At 74.4% G+C, this 21452-nt stretch carries 21 protein-coding genes; 6 read left to right on the plus strand and 15 right to left on the minus strand.

Features of this window, described 5'->3' with window-relative positions; all coding sequences use genetic code 11:
- Window positions 1–119 precede the first annotated feature (119 nt).
- Genes HLA93_RS09740 through HLA93_RS09755 form a run of 4 tightly spaced genes read right to left on the minus strand, consistent with a single transcriptional unit; the run spans window position 120 to window position 3579 of the window.
- Window positions 120–1334, minus strand: a complete 1215-nt coding sequence (locus tag HLA93_RS09740) for an NADP-dependent isocitrate dehydrogenase (RefSeq protein WP_222194175.1) — start codon at window positions 1332–1334, stop codon at window positions 120–122.
- 38 nt (window positions 1335–1372) lie between these two features.
- On the minus strand, window positions 1373–2326 hold the full coding sequence (gene mdh / locus HLA93_RS09745) for a malate dehydrogenase (RefSeq protein ID WP_222194176.1): 954 nt from the start codon (window positions 2324–2326) through the stop codon (window positions 1373–1375).
- A gap of 60 nt (window positions 2327–2386) precedes the next feature.
- The gene (locus tag HLA93_RS09750; protein WP_222194177.1) at window positions 2387–2713 is read right to left on the minus strand and encodes a DUF3017 domain-containing protein; all 327 of its coding nucleotides are present in this window, start codon (window positions 2711–2713) and stop codon (window positions 2387–2389) included.
- Window positions 2710–3579 (minus strand): bifunctional methylenetetrahydrofolate dehydrogenase/methenyltetrahydrofolate cyclohydrolase, encoded by an 870-nt coding sequence (locus tag HLA93_RS09755; RefSeq protein ID WP_222194178.1) that lies wholly within the window; start codon window positions 3577–3579, stop codon window positions 2710–2712. The genes HLA93_RS09750 and HLA93_RS09755 overlap by 4 nt, the downstream gene beginning before the upstream one ends.
- Before the next feature lie 95 nt (window positions 3580–3674).
- Between HLA93_RS09755 and HLA93_RS09760 the strand changes: the two genes are divergently transcribed.
- On the plus strand, window positions 3675–4409 hold the full coding sequence (locus HLA93_RS09760; RefSeq protein ID WP_222194179.1) for a hypothetical protein: 735 nt from the start codon (window positions 3675–3677) through the stop codon (window positions 4407–4409).
- Window positions 4410–4483: 74 nt separating this feature from the next.
- Here HLA93_RS09760 and purH read toward each other — a convergent pair whose 3' ends face one another.
- From purH to HLA93_RS09805, 9 genes are all read right to left on the minus strand, one after another.
- Entirely contained in the window at window positions 4484–6034 is a 1551-nt protein-coding gene (gene purH / locus HLA93_RS09765) for a bifunctional phosphoribosylaminoimidazolecarboxamide formyltransferase/IMP cyclohydrolase (RefSeq protein ID WP_222194180.1), read from the minus strand.
- Window positions 6031–6684 carry a phosphoribosylglycinamide formyltransferase gene (gene purN / locus HLA93_RS09770; RefSeq protein WP_222194181.1) on the minus strand — a complete coding sequence of 218 codons (654 nt, stop codon included), beginning with the start codon at window positions 6682–6684 and terminating at the stop codon, window positions 6031–6033. Before purN ends, purH begins: the two co-directional genes overlap by 4 nt.
- 105 nt (window positions 6685–6789) lie before the next feature.
- The gene (locus HLA93_RS09775; protein ID WP_222194182.1) at window positions 6790–7983 is read right to left on the minus strand and encodes a cell division protein PerM; all 1194 of its coding nucleotides are present in this window, start codon (window positions 7981–7983) and stop codon (window positions 6790–6792) included.
- Between the two features lie 61 nt (window positions 7984–8044).
- Window positions 8045–8719 (minus strand): hypothetical protein, encoded by a 675-nt coding sequence (locus tag HLA93_RS09780; RefSeq protein ID WP_222194183.1) that lies wholly within the window; start codon window positions 8717–8719, stop codon window positions 8045–8047.
- Window positions 8706–9773: a hypothetical protein gene (locus HLA93_RS09785; RefSeq protein ID WP_222194184.1), complete on the minus strand. Its 1068-nt coding sequence runs from the start codon at window positions 9771–9773 to the stop codon at window positions 8706–8708. Before HLA93_RS09785 ends, HLA93_RS09780 begins: the two co-directional genes overlap by 14 nt.
- A 175-nt stretch (window positions 9774–9948) precedes the next feature.
- Window positions 9949–10827: a succinate--CoA ligase subunit alpha gene (gene sucD, locus HLA93_RS09790; RefSeq protein ID WP_222194185.1), complete on the minus strand. Its 879-nt coding sequence runs from the start codon at window positions 10825–10827 to the stop codon at window positions 9949–9951.
- Window positions 10828–10856: 29 nt separating this feature from the next.
- Window positions 10857–12017, minus strand: coding sequence for an ADP-forming succinate--CoA ligase subunit beta (sucC, locus tag HLA93_RS09795; protein ID WP_222194186.1), 1161 nt, complete (start codon window positions 12015–12017; stop codon window positions 10857–10859).
- Between the two features lie 104 nt (window positions 12018–12121).
- Window positions 12122–12532 (minus strand): cobalamin B12-binding domain-containing protein, encoded by a 411-nt coding sequence (locus HLA93_RS09800; RefSeq protein WP_222194187.1) that lies wholly within the window; start codon window positions 12530–12532, stop codon window positions 12122–12124.
- Window positions 12533–12566: 34 nt separating this feature from the next.
- Complete coding sequence (locus HLA93_RS09805) at window positions 12567–13607, minus strand: hypothetical protein (RefSeq protein WP_308128041.1); 1041 nt, start codon at window positions 13605–13607, stop codon at window positions 12567–12569.
- 154 nt (window positions 13608–13761) lie between these two features.
- Between HLA93_RS09805 and HLA93_RS09810 the strand changes: the two genes are divergently transcribed.
- A complete protein-coding gene (locus HLA93_RS09810) occupies window positions 13762–14676 on the plus strand; it encodes an esterase/lipase family protein (protein WP_222194188.1) in 915 nt (304 codons plus the stop codon).
- A gap of 278 nt (window positions 14677–14954) precedes the next feature.
- A complete protein-coding gene (locus HLA93_RS09815; RefSeq protein ID WP_246626157.1) occupies window positions 14955–15926 on the plus strand; it encodes a M23 family metallopeptidase in 972 nt (323 codons plus the stop codon).
- A gap of 43 nt (window positions 15927–15969) precedes the next feature.
- On the opposite strand, the gene HLA93_RS09820 is transcribed toward HLA93_RS09815, so the two are convergent.
- Both HLA93_RS09820 and pcrA read right to left on the minus strand, forming a co-directional pair.
- Entirely contained in the window at window positions 15970–16617 is a 648-nt protein-coding gene (locus tag HLA93_RS09820; RefSeq protein ID WP_222194189.1) for a class I SAM-dependent methyltransferase, read from the minus strand.
- An 8-nt stretch (window positions 16618–16625) separates the two neighbouring features.
- Complete coding sequence (gene pcrA / locus HLA93_RS09825) at window positions 16626–18917, minus strand: DNA helicase PcrA (RefSeq protein WP_222194190.1); 2292 nt, start codon at window positions 18915–18917, stop codon at window positions 16626–16628.
- 321 nt (window positions 18918–19238) lie between these two features.
- On the opposite strand from pcrA, the gene HLA93_RS09830 reads away from it, so the two are divergent.
- From HLA93_RS09830 to HLA93_RS09840, 3 genes are all read left to right on the plus strand, one after another.
- A complete protein-coding gene (locus tag HLA93_RS09830; RefSeq protein ID WP_222194191.1) occupies window positions 19239–19529 on the plus strand; it encodes a chorismate mutase in 291 nt (96 codons plus the stop codon).
- A 74-nt stretch (window positions 19530–19603) separates the two neighbouring features.
- Complete coding sequence (locus HLA93_RS22020; RefSeq protein WP_222194192.1) at window positions 19604–20692, plus strand: GGDEF domain-containing protein; 1089 nt, start codon at window positions 19604–19606, stop codon at window positions 20690–20692.
- Between the two features lie 13 nt (window positions 20693–20705).
- A complete protein-coding gene (locus tag HLA93_RS09840) occupies window positions 20706–21440 on the plus strand; it encodes a PIG-L deacetylase family protein (protein ID WP_222194327.1) in 735 nt (244 codons plus the stop codon).
- Window positions 21441–21452 lie beyond the last annotated feature (12 nt).

The raw sequence follows: 21452 nt of genomic DNA on the forward strand, positions 1-21452 counted from the left end.
TCGAGCCAGCCACCAACCCGATCTGGACACCGCTCGGAACGCAGACCGGCCCCCTCGCCCGGTGGGCGAGGGGGCCGGTCGGTGGTGCGGCTGTCAGGCCATTGCTACGACAGCTGTCGTCAGGCCATGGCCTTCTGGAGGTTGCTGTCGATGGCGGCGAGGAAGTCCTGGGTGGTCAGCCAGGGGGCGTCCTTGCTGATCAGCAGGGCGAGGTCCTTGGTCATCTGACCGCTCTCGACGGTCTCGATGCAGACCCGCTCGAGGGTCTCGGCGAACCGGGTGACCTCGGGGGTGCCGTCGAGCACGCCGCGGTGGGCCAGGCCCCGGGTCCAGGCGAAGATCGACGCGATCGGGTTCGTCGAGGTCTCCTTGCCCTGCTGGTGCTGGCGGTAGTGCCGGGTGACCGTGCCGTGCGCGGCCTCGGCCTCGACGGTCTTGCCGTCCGGGGTGGCGAGCACCGACGTCATCAGGCCGAGCGAGCCGAAGCCCTGGGCCACGGTGTCGGACTGCACGTCACCGTCGTAGTTCTTGCAGGCCCAGACGTAGCCGCCCTCCCACTTGAGGGAGGCGGCGACCATGTCGTCGATGAGGCGGTGCTCGTAGGTGATCCCGGCCTCGTCGAACTTGGCCTTGAACTCGGCCTGGAAGACCTCCTCGAAGATGTCCTTGAACCGGCCGTCGTAGGCCTTGAGGATCGTGTTCTTCGTGGAGAGGTACACCGGGTAGCCGCGGTTGAGCCCGTAGTTGAGCGAGGCCCGGGCGAAGTCGCGGATCGAGTCGTCGAGGTTGTACATCGACAGCGAGACGCCGGCGCCGGGGGCCTGGAAGACCTCGTGCTCGATCGGCTCGGAGCCGTCGGTCGGCGTGAAGGTGACGGTCAGCGTGCCGGCGGAGGGGAACTTGAAGTCCGTCGCCCGGTACTGGTCACCGAAGGCGTGGCGGCCGACGATGATCGGCTTGGTCCAGCCCGGCACCAGCCGCGGCACGTTCTGCATGATGATCGGCTCGCGGAAGATGACGCCGCCGAGGATGTTGCGGATCGTCCCGTTCGGGGAGCGCCACATCTTCTTGAGGCCGAACTCCTCGACCCGCGCCTCGTCCGGGGTGATGGTGGCGCACTTGACGCCCACGCCGTGCTTCTTGATCGCGTTGGCCGCGTCGACGGTGACCTGGTCGTCGGTCGCGTCGCGGTTCTCCATGCCGAGGTCGTAGTACTCGAGGTCGACATCGAGGTACGGGAGGATCAGCTGGTCCTTGATGAACTGCCAGATGATCCGAGTCATCTCGTCGCCGTCGAGCTCGACGACCTTGCCCTCGACCTTGATCTTGCTCACGTGTCTTGGTTCCCCTTCTGCAGCTCTGACCGTCGTGGTCAGAGGTCGGCTACATCGGCCTGCTTGGCGCGAACCGCCTCGGCGGCCTCGCGCAGGCCGGCCAGCTCACTGTCGGACAGGTCGCCCTCGACGACCGCCCGCACACCCTGTCGGCCGATCTCGGCCTCGACCCCCAGGTAGACCCCGGAGATGCCGTACTCGCCGTCCACCCAGGCGCACACCGGCATGACGGCGCCGCTGTCGGTGATGACCGCGCGGGCCATCCGGGCCGCGGCCGCGGACGGCGCGTAGTAGGCCGACCCGGTCTTGAGCAGCGCCACGACCTCGGCCCCGCCGTTGCGGGTGCGGTCGACGAGGTGGGCGATCCGGTCGGCGGGCAGCACGTCGGACAGCGGCCTGCCGTCGACGGTGCAGCGGGAGGGGACGGGGACCATCGTGTCGCCGTGCGACCCCAGGGTCAGCGTGCGCACCGAGGAGACCGGGACGCCCAGCTCCTCGGCGACGTTGTTGGTGAAGCGCGCGGTGTCCAGCATCCCGGCCTGGCCCATCACCCGGGCCTTCGGGAAGCCGGTGGCCAGCTGCGCCAGCGCCGTCATCTCGTCCAGCGGGTTGGACACGACGATGACGACGGCGTCCGGTGAGGTCTGCGCGACGTTCTCGGCGACCTGGCGGACGATCCCGGCGTTGGTCTCGATCAGGTCCATCCGGCTCATGCCGGGCTTGCGGGGCAGGCCGGCGGTGATGACGACGACGTCGGAGCCCTCGGTGCCCGCGTAGGAGCCGCCCCCGACGCCGACCACCCGGGTCTCGAAGCCCTCGATGGCGCGGGACTGGTTGATGTCCAGCGCCAGCCCCTCGGGCTTGCCCTCGACGATGTCGGTGAGCACCACCGTCTCGAACAGGTCGTACTCCGCCAGCCGCAACGCGGTGGTCGAGCCGTAGAAACCGGCACCGACCACGGTCACCTTGCCGTTCCGGGCCCGCTCTGCCATGCCCGCCAACCTAGCCCCGGGCGGCCCCGGACGGCCATGCGGGGCCGCCGCCTCCTCCGATCAGGTGGGCGGTGTGGCCAGCGCGATGGCGACGACGGCCACCCCGACCGCGCCGGTGAGGGTGACGTCGACCGCCCGGCTGCGGACGGCGAGGAAGCCCACCCGGCGGACCGGCAGCAGCAGCCGCAGCAGGCCGGCCACCAGCACCGCCACCCCCATCAGGACCAGCCCGGTGCGCCACTGGGCGGCGGCGACGAGCAGCAGGCCGACGCCGACCACCACGATGACCAGGAACAGCGGCCACTGCCGCAGGAAGCCGGCCAGCAGCGGCCGGCGCAGGTACAGCGGCGGCCGCCCTGGCGCCGGACCGCCCGCGGGCCTGGTCACGCGGTGAGCACCTCGGCGCCGACCGCCTGCTCCGCGGCGAGGACGACGTTGGCCAGCAGCATCGCCCGGGTCATCGGCCCGACGCCCCCGGGGTTGGGCGCGACGAAGCCGGCCACCTCCCGGACGTCGGCGGCCACGTCACCGGCGATCTTCCCGTCGACCCGGCTGACGCCCACGTCCAGGACCGCTGCCCCGGGCTTGACCATGTCGGCGGTGATCAGGCCGGGCACCCCGGCCGCGGCGACCACGATGTCGGCGTCCCGGGTGTGCGCGGCCAGGTCGCGGGTGCCGGTGTGGCACAGGGTCACGGTGGCGTTCTCGGTGCGGCGGGTGAGCAGCAGGCCCAGCGGCCGGCCGACGGTCACCCCGCGGCCGACGACCACGACCTCCGCACCGGCCAGCGGGACGTCGAAGCGGCGCAGCAGCTCGACGATGCCCACGGGCGTGCAGGGCAGCGCCCCGGGGACGCCCAGCACCAGGCGGCCGAGGTTCACCGGGTGCAGCCCGTCGGCGTCCTTGGCCGGGTCGATCCGCTCGAGCACTGCGCTCTCGTCGATGCCGCGGGGCAGCGGGAGCTGCACGATGTAGCCGGTGCACGCCGGGTCGGCGTTGAGCTCGTCGACGACGGCGATCACGTCGGCCAGCTCGGCGGTGGCCGGCAGCTCGCGCTCGATGCTGGCGATGCCGACCTCGGCGCAGTCCTTGTGCTTGGCCGACACGTACCAGCGGCTGCCCGGGTCGTCGCCGACCAGCAGGGTGCCCAGGCCCGGGCGCCGTCCGGCCGCGGCCAGCGCCGCCACCCGTTCGGTCAGCTCCGCCCGGATAGCCGCCGCCGTCGCCTTGCCGTCCAGAGTCGTCGCCGTCACGTGCTGCAGTCTGCCCGACGCAGCGGCCGGCCCTAGGCTCGACGGCACGGACAGCGGCGCGGGGGCGAGGCGCCCGCGCACGGAGGGAGCCCCCGATGAGCCAGCCCGACAACCGGTCCGCGACGGGCCCCGGTGACGCCCCGCACGGCAGCACGGCCTCCACCGGTCAGCCGTTGGCCGACCAGCCGACCGAGGTCGTGCACCGGCCGGAGCCGGAGGCCGACTGGCAGTCCCGGCAGGAGACGGTGGTCGTGGGCCCGCCGGTCGGTTCCGGCGCGGCCCCCGCGGCGCCGGCTCCCTGGCTGCTGGACGACGAGGCGGCCGGCGGGCGGCACGCGGACCTGGACGACGAGCGCACCACCACCCCGGAGCACCGGGACGCCCCGGTGCGGGTGCGCTGCGCCGACAACGTCGCCGGGCTGCTGCTCCTGCTCGCCGGGATCGCCGCCGGGGTGAGCCTGCTGCTGGTCTGGGTGAACGGCGGGGACACCGGGCTGGACCTGGTCCGCGACGGCTTCGACGACCTGGCCGACGACCCGCAGGGGCTGGTCGACCGGGACACCTGGCAACCACTGGCGGTCGCGCTCGGCGGCGCCGCGCTGTTCGTCCTCGGCCTGCTCGTGTTCGTGCCGGCGAAGACCCACCGGTTCTTCGGCGCGCTGGCGCTGCTGGTCAGCCTGGTGGTCGCTGCCGCGGTGCTGGTGCCGCTGGCCGACGCGAACTGGGACCTGGAGCGGTGGGCGGTGGGCGCCTGGTTCACCGCCGCGGTCGCCGTCCTGGGCTTCCTCGGCGCGCTCAAGGCGCTGATGACCGGCCCCCGCCACCGCTGAGCCCCCACCGCCCCCCGGCCCCCTCGCAGGGGCCCGCCGCGAGCCTGCGAGCGGTGGGGGGCGAGGGGGCCCTTTCAGTGCGCGAAGTGCCGGGTGCCGGTGAGGTAGAGGGTGACCCCGGCGGCCTCGGCGGCGGCCACGACCTCGGCGTCGCGCACCGAACCGCCGGGCTGGACGACGGCACGCACGCCGGCGTCCAGCAGCACCTGCAGCCCGTCGGCGAAGGGGAAGAACGCGTCGGAGGCGGCGACCGACCCGGCCGCCCGCTCCCCCGCCCGGGCCACCGCCAGCCGGGCGGAGTCCACCCGGTTGACCTGGCCCATGCCGACCCCGACGGTGGCCTTGTCGCTGGCCAGCAGGATCGCGTTGCTCTTCACCGCGCGCACCGCACGCCAGGCGAACACCAGGTCGTCGAGGCCCGCGGCGTCCAGCGGGGAGCCGGTGGCCAGGGTCCAGCTGGTCGGGTCGTCGCCGGGGGCGTCGAACCGGTCGGCGGTCTGCAGCAGCAGGCCGCCGCTGATCGCCCGCAGCTCCACCGACAGCCGCGGCGCCTCCGGCATGCGCAGCAGCCGGATGTTCTTCTTCGCGGTCAGCACGGCGAGCGCGTCCTCGGTGAAGGAGGGGGCGACGACGACCTCGGTGAACACCTCGGAGATCTGCTCGGCCAGGGTCAGGTCGACCTCGCGGTTGGCCGCGATCACCCCGCCGAAGGCCGAGACCGGGTCGCAGGCGTGCGCCTTGCGGTGGGCGGCGGCGATGTCGGCGCCCACGGCGATGCCGCACGGGTTGGCGTGCTTGATGATCGCCACGCACGGGTCGGTGTGGTCGTGGGCGGCCCGCCAGGCGGCGTCGGTGTCGACGTAGTTGTTGTAGGACATCTGCTTGCCGTGCAGCTGGTCGGCGTCGGCGAGCCCGGACTGCCCGCTGCGGTACAGCGCTGCGCCCTGGTGCGGGTTCTCGCCGTAGCGGAGGACGTCGGTGCGCTCCCAGCTCCCGCCGACCCACTCGGGGAAACCGCTCTCGTCGTCCGGGGAGAGCACGTTGCCCATCCAGGAGGCGACGGCGACGTCGTAGGCCGCGGTGTGCCGGAACGCCTCGGCGGCCAGCTGCTGGCGCTGGGCGAGGGTGAAGCCGCCGGCGGTGACGGCCTCGACGACCTCCTCGTAGCGGCCCGGGTCGACGACCACGGCGACCGAGGGGTGGTTCTTCGCCGCCGCGCGGACCATGGCCGGGCCGCCGATGTCGATCTGCTCGATGCACTCGTCGGGTGAGGCACCCGACGCCACCGTGTCGCTGAACGGGTAGAGGTTGACCACCACCAGGTCGAAGGCGGCGATGCCCAGCTCGTCCAGCTGGGCGACGTGCTCGGGCTTGCGCCGGTCGGCGAGGATGCCGGCGTGCACCGCGGGGTGCAGGGTCTTGACCCGGCCGTCCAGGCACTCGGGGAAGCCGGTGACCTCCTCGACCGGCGTCACCGGGACCCCGGCGGCGGCGATCCGGGCGGCGGTGGCCCCCGTGCTCACCAGCTCCACCCCGGCCGCGGCCAGCCCGCGGGCCAGCTCCTCGACGCCGTTCTTGTCGTAGACCCCGAGCAGGGCGCGGCGGACGGGGGTGCGGTCGCTCATCGGGTGGTCTCCTCGGTTCGTCCAACGGTCGGCTCGGTGCGGGCCCGGGTCACCAGGCCGGTCAGGGTCTGCACCAGGAGCTCGCGCTCCACGGTCTTGATCCGCTCGTGCAGGCGCGTCTCGTCGTCCCCGGGCAGCACCGGGACCTCGCGCTGGGCCAGCACCGGCCCGGTGTCGAGGCCGGCGTCCACCAGGTGCACGGTCGCGCCGGTCGTCGTGACCCCGGCGGCGAGGGCGTCGCGGACGGCGTGGGCGCCGGGGAAGGCCGGCAGCAGCGCGGGGTGGGTGTTGACCACCCGGTCGGTGAACGCGCCGAGCACCGCGGGGCCGAGGAGCTTCATGAAGCCGGCGCAGACCACCCAGTCCGGCCGGTGGGCGACGAGCTCGGCGGCCAGCGCCCGGTCCCAGGCAGCGCGGTCGGGGTGCTCGGTCAGCGTGGTCACGAAGGTGGGGACGCCGTGCTCGCGGGCATGGTCCAGCCCGGCGGCACCGACCCGGTCGGAGCCCACGGCGACGACCTGGAAGGGGGCCTCACCGCCGGCCGCGGCGGCCAGCAGGGCCGCGCAGAGGCTGCCCGCGCCGGACAGCAGGACGACGACCCGGGACGGCACGGGACCGGACCGCGGGACGGCGGGTGCGTCGGCGGACACGGGTAGGACCCTAGCCCGCCGGGCGCCGGCCCCCTCGTGGGTGCCCGCCCGAGGTGGGCTCGGCGGACGCCCCCGGCGCGCGGACGACTGGCCCGCCGGCCTCCCTCAGCCCCGGGACCGCCAGCGGCTGACCGCCGCCGCCAGGGCCGCGGCGAGGCCCGCCTGGGCCGCGATCGCCAGGCCGGTGGCCAGCGCGGGCGCGCCCACCTCGGCGAGCGCTCCGTCGCCCAGTCGGCCGCTGGCCACCAGCACGAACAGCCCCGACGACACCCCGACCCCGACGCCGGCCACCACGCCCCACAGCGCAGCGGTGACCGTGCCGCCGTCCGCGTCGCCCAGCCGCCGGCCGAGGACCGCTCCGGTGACCAGCCCGGCCAGCGCCGGCAGGACCTGGGAGACGAACGCCAGCAGCGGGACGGCCTGGGTGTCGGGGAGCGCCGCCATCAGCGGCAGGGCCGGCACGCTGCCCAGCGTGACCCCGCCGACCGAGACCAGGGTCCCCGCCCCGACCAGGAAACCGGGCCCGGCGGCCAGCCCCATCACCGCGGCGGTGGCGTTGGGCAGCACCAGCAGGCTCAGGCCCACCTGGCCTGCCGCCCCGGCGCTGGCCCCACCGAGCCCGGTGATCAGCCGGCTCACCCCGGCCACGTCGTCGACGAGCGCGACGGCGACCACCGCGGTGCAGCAGGCGGCGAGCGTCAGGGTCCCGGCGACGACGGCCCGGGCCAGCGCGGAGCCGGGTCCGGGGAACCGGTCGGCGACCTCGGCACTCAGCCCGGAGTCGCGCAACGCGCCCCAGCCGGCCGCCACCAGCGCCAGCACCAGCGACGCGAGGAGGGTGCGCGGCAGCCCGACGTCGGCGCCCGGGGTGTCCACCAGCAGCGCCAGGGCCAGGGTGCCCGCGACGTGCACACCGACGACCACGCCGAGGACCGACGCGACCTCGGCCACGGTGCGCAGCTCCCGGAGGGTCACCACCGAGCCCGCGGCACGACTGAGCCCCCAGGCGATCAGCAGGGTCAGCAGCAGGGGCGCCAGCCGCAACGGCCCGGAGGCCAGCTGCAGCTCGCCCCCCTGGGCGAGCAGCCAGAGCTGACCGGCCAGGCGGGCGGAGGAGCCGACCGGCATCCCCCCGTCGGGGTCCAGCGTCTGGACCACGACGAGGGCGAGCCCCAGCCCGAGCAGCCCCAGGAGCGAGACGGCGACGGCGGCCCCTCCGGCCAGCCAGCCGACCGGACGACGCCGGGCACCCGCCCCGGGACCCCCCAGCGAGGGCAAGCGCGTCAGCAGCGAGGTCACCTCCCCACTCTCGCAAGCCCGGCCACCGGGTGTGCGGTGCACGCGCCGACGTGGTGCCGGGTCACTCCCGGGCCTCGACGGCCCACGGCCGGCCCAGTCCGGGACCGGCGATGACGACCTCCCCATCGGGGACCGTCTCCGCCGGCTGCCCGGCGCCCCCGTCCCCCTCCGGACCAGCGGCCCCCTCCTCCACGCCCTCCGCGGCGGGGCCGGCGGCCGACCGCGGAGGCGCCGGCGGCCAGGACCGGACGGCGGCCACCGCGGCCGTCAGCGCCGCCGCAGCCGCGGCCGCGGCGCTCAGCACCGTCAGCAACCCGGCCCAGGTGAAGCCCCGGTCGGAGGTGGTGAGCCACTCGGGCACGGTGAGCAGCAGACAGAGCACCGTCAGCCCGGCCGTGACGAGCGGGGCGGGGAACGGCAGGCGAGGGAGGACGCGGCCGGGCAGCACTGCCCACACCGCGGCCAGCCCCAGCGCACCGGCCGCGGCGACCAGCATCCCGGCGTCGAAGCCGTTGACCGTGAGGGCGGCCCGGCCGCCGGACCCCGGCATCCGGAACCAGGGCAGGCTCATCCCGACCAGGTACAGCAGGGCCGCCGCCGGCACCACCAGCCGGGGCCGGGACAGCACCCGCCGCCCGAGCCGTCGCGCCCGGGTCACCCGCCCGACCGGCCGCGGCGCACCACGGGCCGGCCCGGGGGGCAGGTGGACCGGCCGGCCGGGCTCAGCCCCGGTCATGGGGCTGCGGCCCGCCCGGCGCGCCGTCCTGGTCCGGTTGCCGCCAGGCGCTGGCACCGCCGTGCGGCGGCTGGCCGGCGGTCCAGCCCTGCGCGCCGGGCGGGGACCACGGCGGCTGCTGGGGGGCCTGCCAGCCGGCGGCATGGGGCGGCTGCCACCCGGTGCCCTGGGGCGGCTGCCACCCGGCACCCTGGGGCGGCTGCCACCCGGCACCCTGGGGCGGCTGCCACCCGGCGGACCGGGGCGTCGCCCCGGCCCCGGCTGACCCCGGCCCCGGCTGGTTGGCCCACGCGGCGGCCTGGCCCAGCTGGCCGGTCAGCGCCGGGCGGGCGCGGAGCTCCGGCAGCAGGCCGAGCACGGCGAAGGTCGCAGCCGTGGTCACCGCCAGCAGGGTGAGGAACGCGGGCACGCTGAACCCGTCGGCGAAGGTGCGGAGCCAGGCGATCAGCGTCATCAGCAGGGCCAGCCCGGTCAGGCTGACGGTGACCACGCCCCGCGGCACCTGCGGCCGGAGATCGGCCCCCGCGGCGACGACCGTCCAGGCGGTGGCCAGCAGGAGCAGCAGGAACCCGAAGGTCATCGGTGAGACGTCGAACCCGTTGTAGGCGTAGAAGAACCCGTCGCTGTCCCAGTTCGGGACCATGAACACCAGGGTCAGCAGGGTGGCCGCGGCCACGGCGTGGTCGGCGATCCGCAGACGCCGGATGTCGAAGCCGACCGACGGCCGCGCCGGCAGCCCGTGACCCGGGGCCGGTCCGTACGCCGGTCCCGGCCCGTAGGAGGGCGGGGCGCCGTACGACGGCTGCCCGTACGTCGGCGGGCCGTAGGACGACGAGCCGAACGGCGGCTGACCGTACGGCGACTGACCATGGGCCGGGTCGCCGTGCCCGGTCGGCTGCCCCTGCTGCCAGGACGGCGGCTGGGCCGCCTGCCAGGGCTGCGCGTGCTCGGGCCGGCCCGGTCCGCTGGGCGGCCATGCCCCGGGCGCCGGCTGCCCGGCGGCCCACGGGGCCTGCTCGGGGTGTCCCGACTGGTCCGGACCACTCGGGGTCATCGTGTCGCCCTCCTCCTGCTCGATCCGCTCACCTGGCCGACGGCGCCGCGCGGGCCCACCGGGTGACTCGGTGCGTCCCCTCCAGCATGCCCGCTCAGACACCGCTGCCCGGCACCTGGACAGGTGCCGGGCAGCGGTGTGCGTGCGCGTCGCGGCGAGGGCCGCGGGTGGGGCGTCAGCCGACGACGATCTCCCGCATGAGGCGGGCGGCCTCCGAGGGGGTCTTGCCGACCCGGACGCCCGCGGCCTCGAGGGCCTCCTGCTTCGCCGCGGCGGTGCCGGCGGAGCCGGAGACGATGGCGCCGGCGTGGCCCATCGTCTTGCCCTCGGGAGCGGTGAAGCCGGCGACGTAGCCGACGACCGGCTTGGTCACGTTGGCCTTGATGAAGTCCGCGGCCCGCTCCTCGGCGTCGCCACCGATCTCACCGATCATCACGATCGCCTCGGTCTCCGGGTCGTCCTGGAAGGCCTGGAGGCAGTCGATGTGCGTGGTGCCGATGACCGGGTCGCCACCGATGCCGACGGCGGTGGAGAAGCCGATGTCCCGGAGCTCGTACATCATCTGGTAGGTCAGCGTGCCCGACTTGCTGACCAGGCCGATCTTGCCGGCCTGGGTGATGTTGGCCGGGATGATGCCGGCGTTCGACCGCCCGGGGCTGATCAGCCCGGGGCAGTTCGGGCCGATGATCCGGGTGGAGCCACCCTGGGCGTGCGCCCAGAAGTAGGTCGAGTCGTGCACCGGGATGCCCTCGGTGATGACCACGGCCATCCCGATCTGGGCGTCGACGGCCTCGAGGACGGCGCCCTTGGCGAACTTCGGCGGCACGAAGACGACGGTGACGTCGGCCCCGGTCTCCTTCATGGCGTCGGCGACGGAGCCGAAGACGGGCACGGAGGCGCCGTCGAAGTCCACGCTCTGGCCGGCCTTGCTGGGGTTGACGCCCCCGACGACGGCGGTGCCGGAGGCGAGCATCCGCTGGGTGTGCTTGCGCCCCTCGGAGCCGGTCATGCCCTGGACGATGACCTTGCTGTTCTCGGTGAGGAAGATCGACATCTCTGGTGTCCTGTTCTCAGCTGGGGCGATCAGGCGGCGAGTTCGGCGGCGCGGCGGGCGGCGCCGTCCATGGTGTCCACCACGGTCACCAGCGGGTGGGCGGCCTCGGCGAGGATCCGCCGGCCCTCCTCCACGTTGTTGCCGTCGAGCCGGACGACCAGCGGCTTGCTGGCCTCGTCGCCGAGCTGGCCCAGCGCCGCGACGATGCCGTTGGCGACGGCGTCGCAGGCGGTGATCCCGCCGAAGACGTTGACGAAGACGCTCTTGACGTCGGGGTCGGACAGGATGATGCCCAGCCCGTTGGCCATGACCTCGGCCGAGGCGCCACCACCGATGTCGAGGAAGTTGGCCGGGCGGACGCCGCCGAACTCCTCACCGGCGTAGGCGACTACGTCCAGGGTGCTCATGACCAGGCCGGCGCCGTTGCCGATGATGCCGACCTCGCCCTGCAGCTTGACGTAGTTGAGGTCCTTCTCCTTGGCCGCGGCCTCGAGCGGGTCGGCGGAGGCGACGTCCTCGAGGGCGTCGTGCTCGGCGTGCCGGAAGGAGGCGTTCTCGTCCAGGGTCACCTTGGCGTCCAGGGCGAGCACGGTGCCGTCGGGGGCCTTGGCCAGCGGGTTGACCTCGACCAGCGTCGCGTCCTCCTTGGCGAAGACGTCCCACAGCTGGACGGCGATGGCGATGACCTGGTCGCGCACCTCGGCGGGGAAGCCGGCGGCGTCGACGATCTCGGCGGCCTTCTGGGCGTCGACCCCGACGGAGGCGTCGACGGGGACGCGGGCCAGCGCCTCCGGGCGCTCGACGGCGAGCTGCTCGATCTCCATGCCGCCCTCCTTCGAGGCCATGGCCAGGAAGGTGCGGTTGGACCGGTCGAGCAGGTAGGAGAAGTAGTACTCCTCGGCGATGTCGCTGGCCTGGGCGACCATCACCTTGCGGGTGATGTGTCCCTTGATGTCCAGGCCGAGGATGTCCTGGGCGCGCGCCTTGGCGCTCTCGGGGTCGTCGGCGAGCTTGACGCCGCCGGCCTTGCCGCGGCCACCGGTCTTCACCTGCGCCTTGACGACGACGGGAGCGGCGATCTCCCGTGCGATCGCCTCGGCCTGCTCCGGTGTCTCGGCGACGCCGCCGGGGAGCACGGGCACGCCGTGGGAGGCCAACAGGTCACGGGCCTGGTACTCGAAGAGATCCACGAGCAGGGACCGTAGCCCGCCCCCGGTCGGCGCGCGTCACGTGCCCTCCGAGCGAGGGGGACGTCTCACCCGTCTCTTCCGCTGGACGGCACCCAGGGGCGCGGTCAGGCCTCCGCGCCGACCCCGACGTGGTCGCGCACCCAGCCGACGATCTCCTCGGTGGTCGCGCCGGGGGTGAACACCCGGGCGACGCCCAGCCGGGCCAGTTCGGGCAGGTCGGCGTCGGGGATGATCCCGCCGCCGAAGACGACGACGTCATCGACCCCGCGCTGGCGCAGCAGCTCGGCGAGCCGGGCGAACAGGGTCATGTGGGCACCGGAGAGGACCGAGAGGCCGACCGCGTCGGCGTCCTCCTGCACCACCGTCTCCACGATCTGCTCGGGCGTCTGGTGGAGCCCGGTGTAGACGACCTCCATGCCGGCATCGCGGAGCGCGCGGGCGACGACCTTGGCCCCGCGGTCGTGGCCGTCCAGACCGGGCTTGGCGATCACCACACGGATGCGTTCGGTAGCCACGCCGGGGACTCTAGGGGTCCGGGCGTGGTCTGCGTCACCCCTCGGTCGGAGGGTCGCCGGCGCGCCACCGCCACGCCAGCAGGGCCAGCGCGGTCACGCCCACCGCGAGCACCAGCAGCCCGGCGCCGGGGACGGTCCACTCCAGGGCGTCGCCGTGCACGGCGTCCCGGAGCCCGGCGAGCGCAGTGGCCAGCAGGAACACCGCGAGGGCGAGGAGGCCGCCCACCGCACCCAGGCGGGGCCGCAGCGACGGGGCGATGACCGCACAGAGCACCAGGGCGCCGGCCAGCAGGAGGCCGCCGAGCAGGGCCAGTCCCGGTCGCTCCAGCAGCGCCTGCGGCCCCTCGGTGGCCACCACCGTCTCCAGCCCGGTGGTCGGGTCGGTGACCACCCGGTCCGGGACGTCGGCCGCCGGCAGGGCCAGGCAGAGCACGGCGGCCACCGAGAGCAGCACGGCCGCACCGGCCAGTGTCGGGCGGACGGGGTCCAGCGAGCCGCCGTCCTCCATGACCGTGCGCCCCCATGCGGCGATCGCGACCAAGCCGGCGAGCACGGTCAGTGCCAGTGCGACCACCCCCAGCACCCAGCCGGCACCGGTCTCCACGGAGCTGGTGAGCACCCGCTCGCCGGCGAGCACCTCGATCGCCGGCCGGGTCGTCGACCCGTTGCCGCGGTACAGCTCGATCAGCAGCCGGCCGGCCGCGAGGGCGGCACTGATCGCGGCGAAGGCCAGCCCCAGGCGCGGGACCCGGCCCAGCAGCAGGCCGACCCCGACCAGGAGCGTGGCCACCGGCTCCACCAGGGCGACCAGGGCGTCCAGCGGCCCGGTGGCGAACCGCAGCGCCTGGCCGCCGACCACGAGGTAGGTCGGGAAGACGGCGACCGCGCCGACAGCGCCGGCCAGCACGAGCAGCAGCCCCGCGAGGCGGGCCAGCACCGGGACGGTGCCCACCACGAGCTGGTCGGTGGCCGGAGCGGGGGTGACCGCGCGGGCACGCCCACCGCCACCCCGGCGCGCGGACGTCGCCCCTCCGCCCTCGGCGGGAGTGGCGGGATCACGGTCACGGGCGGGCACGGTCGTCTCCTCGAGGGGTCGTCTGGTCGCGGGGCGTGTCGTGTGTCCGGTGTGTGACGTCCAGCACAACGGGGCATTACCGTCCCGGCAGCGAGCACACCACGTGCACGGCGCACCGCCCAGCGCGGTGCCGAGGCGGAACGGGGAGGACGGCGTGCACGGAACCGTTCTGCCCTCCGCACCAGCGTGGCACGCGCCGACCGCTCCGGCAGGGAGCGACGTCCCGGAGGCGCCGCTCACCGCCGTCCGCAAGGGCCTGCGCTCCCTGGTCTCCCCCGCAGCGCTCACCGGCAGCCTGACCGAGCTGGCCTGGGTGGGCGCCCACGCGCTGCTCTACCCGCTGGGCACGCGCACCGAGCGGCTGCGGCTGGACGGCCGCTTCCGCCCCGGCACCCAGCCGCCGGCGGCCCGGGCGCTGTTCGCCGCCGATCCGCTGGCCGCCCGGATCCCGGTCGTGCTCGTGCACGGCCTGGTCGACAACCGGTCGGTGTTCGCGGTGATGCGCCGCAGCCTGCGCCGGCGGGGCTTCGCCCAGGTGTGCTCCTGGAACTACAGCCCGCTGCTGCGCGACGTCGAGAGCGCGGCCGAGGCGCTGGGCCGGCACGTCGAGCGCATCTGCCGGGAGACCGGCCACGACCGGGTGCACGTCGTCGGCCACAGCCTGGGCGGCCTGGTCGCCCGCTACCTGGTGCAGCGACTGGGCGGTGACCAGCGGATCGAGTCCCTGGTGACCCTCGGGACGCCGCACGGGGGCAGCTGGTGGGCACACGCCCTGCCGACCCGGCTGGTCCGGCAGCTGCGCCCGGGCTCGGCACTGTTCCAGGAGCTGGCGATGCCGGCCCCGGACTGCCGGACCCGGGTCACCGCCGTCTACAGCGACCTGGACCAGATGGTCGTGCCGTCCGCGGCCGGCCGCTGCGACCACCCCGACCTGCAGGCCCGCAACGTGCTCGTCCGCGGGGTCGGGCACATGTCGTTGCCGATCCACCGGGGCGTGGTCGACGAGGTGGCCGCCACGCTGGCGGGGCTCCGCACCGACGGCGACGAGCCCGTCCCCGCCGCTGCCTGACCCGTGGTCGCCGGCCCGTCCTGCTGACCTTTGCTCCGGTGGCATCTGAGGCCTGAACGTCGCCCCTGTGACGGGTGTCGTCACTCAGTGACGACATGGCGACACGTGCTGTCAGGTGGTTGAACCCCGCACGGGCCGTCCGTAGCGTCCGCGAATGACACCGATGGGATTACTCCCGCCGGGGTCACCGAACCACTGCGCACGCACCGGCCGCTCCCCCGACCGGTGCCCGTCAGACCCGCGACCCCGTCGCGGAGTCGCCGCCGGAAGGTGTCCCGTTGACCAGTCTCCGTGAGCCCGTGGGCCGCACCCGGGCCGAGGACGACCGCGTCCGCGACGCCGCGCCCGCGACCGGCGACTGGGCCGGCGACGACTGGGACTGGGACGACGCCTGGGCCGCTACCCAGACCGGTGACGGCCCGGACGCCGCCGACCCGGGGCGGGCCGAGGACGAGCCCCGCCGTGCCCGTCGGGTGCTGCTCTCGCGCCGTCCGCGCACCACCGCAGACGACACCACCACCGACCGCGTCACCACCGACCGCACCGCCACCGACCGCACGGTCGCCGGTCCCGCCGCTGTCGACCGCGAGCCCCGACGCTCCCTGCCCCGCCCGCCCGGTCGCCGCGCCCCGCTGCTGCTCGCCGTGGCCGTGGCCGGCGCGCTGGCCGCGTCGCTGCTGGGCACCGGCGGCTCCGACGTCGCCCCGGTCGCCTCCGGGCAGGACTACGGACTGGGCATGGCCGACGCCAGCTTCTCCGGCGGCGTGGACGTGGCCGGGGCCCGCGGCGAGATCAGCCAGGCCGAGGCACAGGCCCGGCTCAGTGAGATCGCGGCCTCCCGGGCCGCCCGCGAACCGGACTTCGTGGTGCCCACCGACGGCCGGCTGACCACCTGCTTCTGCCAGCGCTGGGGCACCATGCACTGGGGCCTGGACCTGGCCGCCCCGCTGGGCACGCCCATCCTCGCCGCGGCCGACGGGGTCGTGCTCCGCGCCGGACCGGCCTCGGGCTACGGCAACGCGGTCTACATCCAGGACGCCGACGGCAACGTCCAGATCTACGGGCACATGAAGTACTACAGCGTCTCCGCCGGGGACGTGGTGTCCGCCGGTGAGCAGATCGCCAAGGTCGGCAACCAGGGCCAGTCGACCGGGCCGCACCTGCACTTCGAGATCCACAGCGGCGGCATGAACGGCAAGCCGATCGACCCCGAGGCGTGGCTGGGCGACCGGGGCCTCTCCGTCGGCTGACGCCGCGCCGTCGCACGGCCGCACCGCTGTGCCCGTCGGTGCCTCAGGGCATCCGCAGCAGGCACCACTGGTAGACGGTCTCCGGCGCCCCGTCCGGTGACCAGGTGTCGAACCGCTCGATCTCCCCGTGCGGTGCGAGCAGCCGCCGCAGGTGCGGCTCGGACCGGAAGCTGAAGGACCGGGGCGGGTCGTGGGGGTCGTCCTCGCGGGGGCCCTCCCGGTCGTCGCCGGCCCACAGCCCGATCGCCAGGGGTGCGCCGGGCCGCAGCACCCGGCGGACCTCCGCGAGCGCGGGGCCGAGCTCGGCGTCCGGGACGTGCAGGAGCGTGCTCATCGTCCATCCGGCGTCGAACGAGTCGTCGGCGAAGGGCAGCGCCCGCGCCGTTGCCTGGTGGACGTCGAGGCCGGAGGCCCGGCACAGCGCCACGTGGGCGGCAGACAGGTCGACCCCCGCGACAGTGGACCCGGCATCGCGGAAGGCGACGGCGTCCCGTCCGGGGCCGGTGCCGACCTCCAGGACACGCTGTCGCCCCTCGGTGGCCAGCAGCGCGCAGAACTCCGCCCGGCGGCGCACCCGTTCGGGGTCGATCGCGCGGGTGCTGCGCCCCTCGGCGTCCCGGTCGTACCAGTCGGCCAGCTCGGTCTCGATCCGGCGAACGACGTCGTCCGCCGACCCCGGACCTCCGCTCACCGGCCCGGTCAGAGCTTGACGAGCGGGGCGTACCGCAGCACGAGGCGCTTGGTGCCCCCGGACCCGAAGTCGACGGTCGCCTGGGCCTTGTCGCCGGCGCCGTTGATCTCCACCACCGTGCCCAGCCCGAACGCGTCGTGGCTGACCCGGTCACCGATCTCCACGTTGATCACCGGCCGGTTGCCGGCACCACCTCGGAGCCCGCCGGTGGACAGCCCGGTGGAGGCGACCCGCGCCTGCGCCGAGCCCATCGCCTTGGTGGGCGCCGGCTCCAGCCGCTCCCAGTGGACGGCGTCGGTGGGCAGCTCGTCCAGGAACCGGGACGGCGGGTTGTAGGCCGGCTGCCCCCAGCTGGTGCGCACCGTCGCCCGGGAGAGGAACAGCCGCTGCCGGGCCCGGGTGATGCCCACGTAGGCCAGCCGGCGTTCCTCCTCCAGCTCCCGCGGGTCGCCCAGCGCGCGCATGTGCGGGAAGACGCCGTCCTCCAGGCCGGTGAGGAAGACGACCGGGAACTCCAGCCCCTTGGCGGTGTGCAGGGTCATCAGCGTGACCACCCCGGCCTCGTCGCCGGTGACCGGGATCTGGTCGGCGTCCGCGACCAGCGACACCTGCTCCAGGAAGTCGGTGACCGTGCCCTCCGGGGAGGCGGCCTCGAACTCGGCGGCCACCGAGATCAGCTCGTTGAGGTTGTCGACCCGCCCCTCGTCCTGCGGGTCGGTGCTGGCCTCCAGCTCGGCGAGGTAGCCGGTGCGGTCGAGGATGCTCTCCAGCAGCGCGGCCGGGCCGGAGCCGGTCTCGACCAGCTGCTCGAACTCCTCCAGCAGCGCGACGAACTCCTGGATCGCCTTGAGCGACCGGGTGGCGAGCTCGCCCACCTCCGAGGCCCGGCGCAGCGCGCTGGCGAACGGGATGCGCTCCCGGTCGGCGAACCGCTCGATCGCGGACTCGGCGCGCTCGCCGATGCCGCGCTTGGGGGTGTTGAGCACCCGGCGCAGGCTGACCACGTCGGCCGGGTTGGCCACCACCTTCAGGTAGGCGACGGCGTCGCGGACCTCGCGCCGCTCGTAGAAGCGCACCCCGCCGACGACCTTGTAGGGCATGCCGACCCGGATGAACACCTCCTCGAAGACCCGGGAGGCGTTGTTGGTGCGGTAGAAGACCGCGATGTCCTTCGGCTGGGCGGTGCCCTCGTCGGTGAGCGCGTCGATCTGCTCGGCGACCCAGGCGGCCTCGTCGTGCTCGTTGTCGGCGACGTAGCCCTCGATCAGCTCGCCGTCGCCGGCGTCGGACCACAGGTTCTTCGGCCGGCGGGCGGTGTTGCGGGCGATGACCTGGTTGGCCGCCTTGAGGATGCGCTGGGTGGAGCGGTAGTTCTGCTCCAGGACGATCGTCCTGGCCTCGGGGTAGTCGCGCTCGAACTCGTCGATGTTGCGGATCGTGGCGCCGCGGAAGGCGTAGATCGACTGGTCGGCGTCGCCGACGACGCACAGCTCGGCCGGCGGCACCGGCCCGCCGTGCGTGCCCACCAGCTCACGCACCAGCACGTACTGGGCGTGGTTGGTGTCCTGGTACTCGTCGACCAGCACGTGCCGGAACCGGCGGCGGTAGTGCTCGGCCACGTCGGGGAAGGCCTGCAGCAGGTGCACCGTGGTCATGATCAGGTCGTCGAAGTCCATCGCGTGCGCCTCGCGCAACCGCCGCTGGTACAGCGCGTACGCCTCGGCCAGCACCTTCTCCGGTGCCGTCTGCGGGGCGTAGGACTCCTCGTCGATCAGCTCGTTCTTGAGGTTGGAGACCTGGTTGGCCAGGCTGCGGCCGGGATAGCGCTTGGCGTCCAGGTCGAGGTCGCGGGCGACCATCGTCATCAGCCGGACCGAGTCGCCCTGGTCGTAGATGGTGAACGAGCTCTTCATGCCGAGCTTGGCGGCCTCGGCGCGCAGGATGCGCACGCACATCGAGTGGAACGTGGACACCCACATGGCCCGGGCCCGCGGGCCGACCAGGGCGGCGACCCGCTCCTTCATCTCCCCGGCGGCCTTGTTGGTGAAGGTGATCGCCATGATCTCGCCGGGCTGCACGCCCCGGGCGCCCAGCAGGTAGGCGATGCGGTGGGTGAGCACCCGCGTCTTGCCGGAGCCTGCGCCCGCGACGATGAGCAGCGGGCTGCCCTCGTGCACCGTGGCCTCCCGCTGCGGGCCGTTGAGGCCGGCGAGCATCCGGTCGAGCTCGCGGCCGACCTGGCCGGGGGTCTGCCGGGTGAGCGCGGCGGTGCCGGGGAGGGTGTGCTGGGGGCTGCTCACTCCGGGGCTCCCGCGGGATCGTGGAGCGCCGGCGGAGCGGTGTGCTGGGGTGAGTTCATGGCCCCGCCACTCTAGGCCGGGACACCGACACCGCCGGGGGCCCGCGTGTCGCCTGGGGACGGCGTGACCTGGCCGCGCGGTCCAGGCTGTGGCAGACTCCTCGGCGTGCTGATGCATCGCGAGTTTCACTACGGCCACCGGGTTCCGGTGTCCGTACTCGCTGGCTGATCAGCCACCGCACACGACGCCCCGGGCCCAAGGCCCCGGGGCGTTTTCTGTCTCTCCGGGTCCGACGGCCTCCCGCCCACCCCGGAGGACCCGATGAGCACCGCCCTCTCCCCCAGCGTCGCCACCGAGAACGCCGCCGACCCGGCCGAGCGCATCGACGCGCTGCGCGCTGAGATCGACGCCTGTGACGCACAGATCATCGAGCTGGTCCAGCGCCGGCTGGCCGTCTCCCGGGAGATCGGCGAGCTGCGCACCGCCTCGGGCGGCATGCGGCTGTCGCTCTCCCGCGAGCAGCGGGTGCTCGCCCGCTTCCGCACCGCGCTCGGTCCGGACGGCGCCGCGCTCGGGATGATGCTGCTCCGCCAGGGCCGCGGCCGCCTCTGAGCCGTTCCACCCGTCCGGGGGGACGACGCCGGGTGGTGCGTCAAGCTCGGCTCAGCGCGGTCGATGTCCTCACCGTGACCGCCCGCTCCGTCTCGACCGAGGGACCTCTCTCGCGGTGGTTGCGCGGCGACCTGGCCGACCAGGCCCGGTACGCGGACATGCACACGCGATTCCGCAACGCCCAACCCATCGGTGCCCTGGTCGGTGGGACGACGCTGCTGGTCGCCTGGTGGCACGGTCCGGCGCTGGTGGGGCTGGTCGTCCTCGGTGGGCTGACGATGATCGGCGGCGTCCAGCTGCACCGGAGGCTGCCCGACGCCGAGGCCATCGGTGCCGTCGCCTTCCTGCTCCTTGAGGTCAACGCCGCTGCGGCGGTGGTGGTCAGTGGTGGTGCGACCAGTCCGCTGCTGCCCCTGATGGTCGTCCCCGTCTTCAGCCAGGCCGTGGCCTTCCGGCTGCCCCTGTTCATCACCGGCATGCTCACCTCGATGGTGCTGGCCGTCCTGGCCGTGGTCCTCGCGCCACCGGCCGTGCCGGCTCCGGACTGGCTGCACGTGGTCGCGTACCTGGCGCTGCTGGGTTGCCTCGCCCTGGCGGGCCACTGGTTGCTCAGCGCCGACCTGCACTCCCGCGACGAGGCGGTCGTCGACCCGCTGACCGGGCTCTACAACCGGGTCACGCTCAACGCCCGGTTCGACGACCTGCAGCGCCGGGCCGCCGACGCCGGCACCTGCATCGGGCTGGTCATGCTCGACGTCGACCACTTCAAGCAGGTCAACGACGAACACGGACACGACCGCGGCGACCTCGTCCTCCGAGAGCTGGCCGACCGGCTGCGCCAGGAGCTGCGCGTCTCCGACATCGCCTACCGGATCGGTGGCGAGGAGTTCGTCGTCCTCCTGCCGGGCCGGGACGCCCGGGGCACCCTGCAGGTGGCCGAGCGGCTCCGCCGGTCAGTGCAGGGCGAGCCGCTGTCGGGCCTGCCGGTGACCCTGTCTGCCGGCGTGGTGTGCGGCGCCGGTGGCACCGACAGCCTGACCGACCTGCTCCGGGCCGCCGACGGCGCGCTCTACCGGGCCAAGCGCGGCGGACGCAACCAGGTCGTCGCGGCCGAGCCGGTCCCCGACTCCCCCCGGCAGCCGGTCCCCGGCGCCCACACCTAGGCTGCCGCGCGTGATGCCGCTGCCCACCGCCCCTGCCGAGCACGTCGAGCGTGTCCTGTGCGTGCTCGCCCACCCCGACGACGTCGACTTCGGCAGCGCCGGCACGGTCGCCACGTGGACGGCGGCGGGCACCGAGGTGACCTACTGCATGGTGACCGACGGGGACGCCGGCGGCTTCGACGACACCCCACGCGACCGGATGGGCCCGTTGCGCCGCGAGGAGCAGCGAGCTGCGGCCGCGGCGGTCGGCGTCACCGACGTCCGGTTCCTCGGGTACCCCGACGGTCGCCTGGAGCTGACCCTGGACCTGCGCCGGGACATCAGCCGGGTGATCCGCCAGGTGCGCCCGCAGCGGGTGCTCACCAGCTCCCCGGAGCGGTTCTACGAGCGGATCGGCGCCAGCCACCCCGACCACATGACCGTCGGCGAGTCGACCCTGCGCGCCGTGTACCCCGACGCCCGCAACCCCTTCGCCTTCCCCGAGCTGCTGGCCGACGAGGGCCTCCAGGAGTGGACCGTGTCCGAGGTGTGGCTGGGCGGCGGACCGCACTCCGACCACGCCGTCGACGTCACCGACGTCCTCGACCGCAAGCTCGCCGCGCTGCGCTCGCACGCCAGCCAGGTCTCGCACTGGCCCGAGGGCCAGCTGGAGGAGTTCCTGACCGGCTGGATGCGGCAGAACGCCCGCTCCCACGGTCTGCCCGAAGGCCGCCTGGCCGAGGCGTTCCAGGTCGTCCACACGGCCTGAGCCCGGGTCCCC

Origin of the sequence: Modestobacter italicus (genome assembly GCF_019799965.1) — a bacterium.
Taxonomy (GTDB): domain Bacteria; phylum Actinomycetota; class Actinomycetes; order Mycobacteriales; family Geodermatophilaceae; genus Modestobacter; species Modestobacter italicus_A.

Excerpts from the sequence above, each read along its gene's own strand:
- mdh (WP_222194176.1), bottom strand. The coding sequence starts at position 2,326 with ATGGCAGAGCGGGCCCGGAACGGCAAGGTGACCGTGGTCGGTGCCGGT.
- HLA93_RS09760 (WP_222194179.1), top strand. The coding sequence starts at position 3,675 with ATGAGCCAGCCCGACAACCGGTCCGCGACGGGCCCCGGTGACGCCCCG.
- purH (WP_222194180.1), bottom strand. The coding sequence starts at position 6,034 with ATGAGCGACCGCACCCCCGTCCGCCGCGCCCTGCTCGGGGTCTACGAC.
- HLA93_RS09780 (WP_222194183.1), bottom strand. The coding sequence starts at position 8,719 with ATGACCGGGGCTGAGCCCGGCCGGCCGGTCCACCTGCCCCCCGGGCCG.
- HLA93_RS09785 (WP_222194184.1), bottom strand. The coding sequence starts at position 9,773 with ATGACCCCGAGTGGTCCGGACCAGTCGGGACACCCCGAGCAGGCCCCG.
- sucD (WP_222194185.1), bottom strand. The coding sequence starts at position 10,827 with ATGTCGATCTTCCTCACCGAGAACAGCAAGGTCATCGTCCAGGGCATG.
- HLA93_RS09830 (WP_222194191.1), top strand. The coding sequence starts at position 19,239 with ATGAGCACCGCCCTCTCCCCCAGCGTCGCCACCGAGAACGCCGCCGAC.
- HLA93_RS09840 (WP_222194327.1), top strand. The coding sequence starts at position 20,706 with ATGCCGCTGCCCACCGCCCCTGCCGAGCACGTCGAGCGTGTCCTGTGC.